Source organism: Burkholderia sp. Tr-862 (assembly GCF_011753085.1).
Lineage (GTDB): Bacteria > Pseudomonadota > Gammaproteobacteria > Burkholderiales > Burkholderiaceae > Burkholderia > Burkholderia ambifaria.
Genome location: NZ_VWWG01000346.1, coordinates 1 through 1868, shown reverse-complemented (window position 1 = coordinate 1868; position 1868 = coordinate 1). Strand labels below are relative to the sequence as shown.

General features: G+C 71.7%; 1 protein-coding gene and 2 pseudogenes. All 3 read right to left on the bottom strand.

Going from position 1 to position 1868, the window contains the following annotated elements; all coding sequences use genetic code 11:
- Positions 1 to 901: ATP-binding protein (locus F3J14_RS34695; RefSeq protein WP_166726728.1), on the bottom strand; the 901-nt coding region annotated here is incomplete at its 3' end.
- Positions 898 to 1707: pseudogene (locus tag F3J14_RS34690) on the bottom strand (cobaltochelatase subunit CobN); the annotation flags it as partial. The gene F3J14_RS34695 and the pseudogene F3J14_RS34690, both read right to left, overlap by 4 nt.
- Positions 1708 to 1754: 47 nt before the next feature.
- Positions 1755 to 1868 (bottom strand): annotated as a pseudogene (locus tag F3J14_RS36135) (cobaltochelatase subunit CobN); the annotation flags it as partial.

Below are 1868 nucleotides of genomic sequence, written 5' to 3'. Positions count from 1 at the left end.
GCGAGGGCGACGCGCCCGACGACGGCGGCGTGCCCGCATGACGCCGATGCCGCAGCACCGCGTCGGCCACGCGTTCGACATGCGACACCGTCACCGCGTCGGCCAGCTCCAGCGCCGCGAGCGCGCGCGCGGCGCGCAACATCACGAGGTCGGCGCGCAGGCCGTCGACGGCCGCGTCGATGCACAGCGCGCTCACGCGTGCGTGAACCGCATCGTCGAAATCCAGCGTCGACAGCCGGGCCCGCGCCGCGTGAATCCCGTCGCCGAGTGCTCGCTGTGCGCTTGCGTGACGCGCACGAAACGCGTCCGGATCGAGATCGAACGCGAGGCGCGCCTTCACGATCCGTTCGCGCTGCGCGGCGTCGAAGCAGTTCTCGAGCTCGACCATCAGCCCGAAGCGGTCGAGCAGTTGCGGGCGCAGTTCGCCTTCCTCGGGATTCATCGTGCCGACCAGCACGAAGCGCGCATCGTGCGCGTGCGACACGCCATCGCGCTCGACCACGTTCACGCCGCTCGCGGCGACGTCGAGCAGCGTATCGACGAGCCCGTCGGCGAGCAGGTTCACCTCGTCGACGTACAGCACGCCGCGATGCGCGCGGGCGAGCAGGCCCGGCCGGAAGCGCACGCCGTTGGCGGCGAGCGCATGGGCGAGATCGAGCGTGCCGGTGACCTGCTCGTCGCTCGCCGACAGCGGCAGCGTGACGAATTCGCCTTCGGGCAGCAATTCCGCCAGCGCGCGCGCGGCGGTCGATTTCGCGGTGCCGCGCGGCCCGCTGACGAGCACGCCGCCGAGCGACGGGTCGATCGCGGCGAGCAGCAGCGCCTGCTGCAGCGGTTGCTGCGCGACCAGCGCCGCGAACGGGAACACCGCGCGTGCGCGGGGCGTCGTCGGATCGGTCATCGCCGTCCTCCTTCCTGGAGTTGTTCGCTGTCGAGCCAGACCGCTTCGATCCGCTCGCGATAGTCGCCCGGCTGCTGCCACAGCCCGCGCTGCATCGCTTCGACGAAGCGTTCGCAGATGCCGTGCAGCGCCTTCGGGTTGTGTCGTTCGAGGAACGCGCGCGTGTCGTCGTCGAACAGGTACGCGTCGGCGACGAGCGCGTACTGGTGGTCCGACAGCACGCGCGCGGTCGCGTCATAACCGTACAGGTAGTCGACGGTCGCGGCCATTTCGGCCGCGCCCTTGTAGCCGTGACGCTTCACGCCGTCGAGCCATTTCGGGTTGACGACGCGCGAGCGGATCACGCGCGCGATCTCCTCGCGCAGCGTGCGCATCTTTGGCGCGACCGGGTTCGCATGGTCGCCGTGGTAGAGGCTCGGCTGCTGTCCGGACAGGTGGCGCACGGCCGCCGTCATCCCGCCCTGGAACTGGTAGTAGTCGTTCGAGTCGAGGATGTCGTGTTCGCGGCTGTCCTGGTTCTGCACGACGACGTCGATCGTCGCGAGCCGCTCGCCGAACACGTCGGGGGCCGCGTCGCCCGCGCTGTTCTGCGCGTACGCATGGCCGCCCCACTGGCGGTACGCGGCGGCGAGATCGGCGTCGGTCTGCCAGCGGCGCTGGTCGATCATTTCCTGCAGGCCCGCACCGTAGCTGCCCCGCCGCGCGTCGAACCCGCGCCAGCCCGCGCCGCGCCCCCCTTCGTGGGGCGCCACGCCCCGCCGCCCCCATGTCGCCCGTCCCCGCCCCATGCGCGCGCGGCACGGGGACTCGCAGAGGCGTTCAGACGGGTGCACTTCCGATCGACGTCGATCGTCGCGAGCCGCTCGCCGAACACGTCGGGGGCCGCGTCGCCCGCGCTGTTCTGCGCGTACGCATGGCCGCCCCACTGGCGGTACGCGGCGGCGAGATCGGCGTCGGTCTGCCAGCG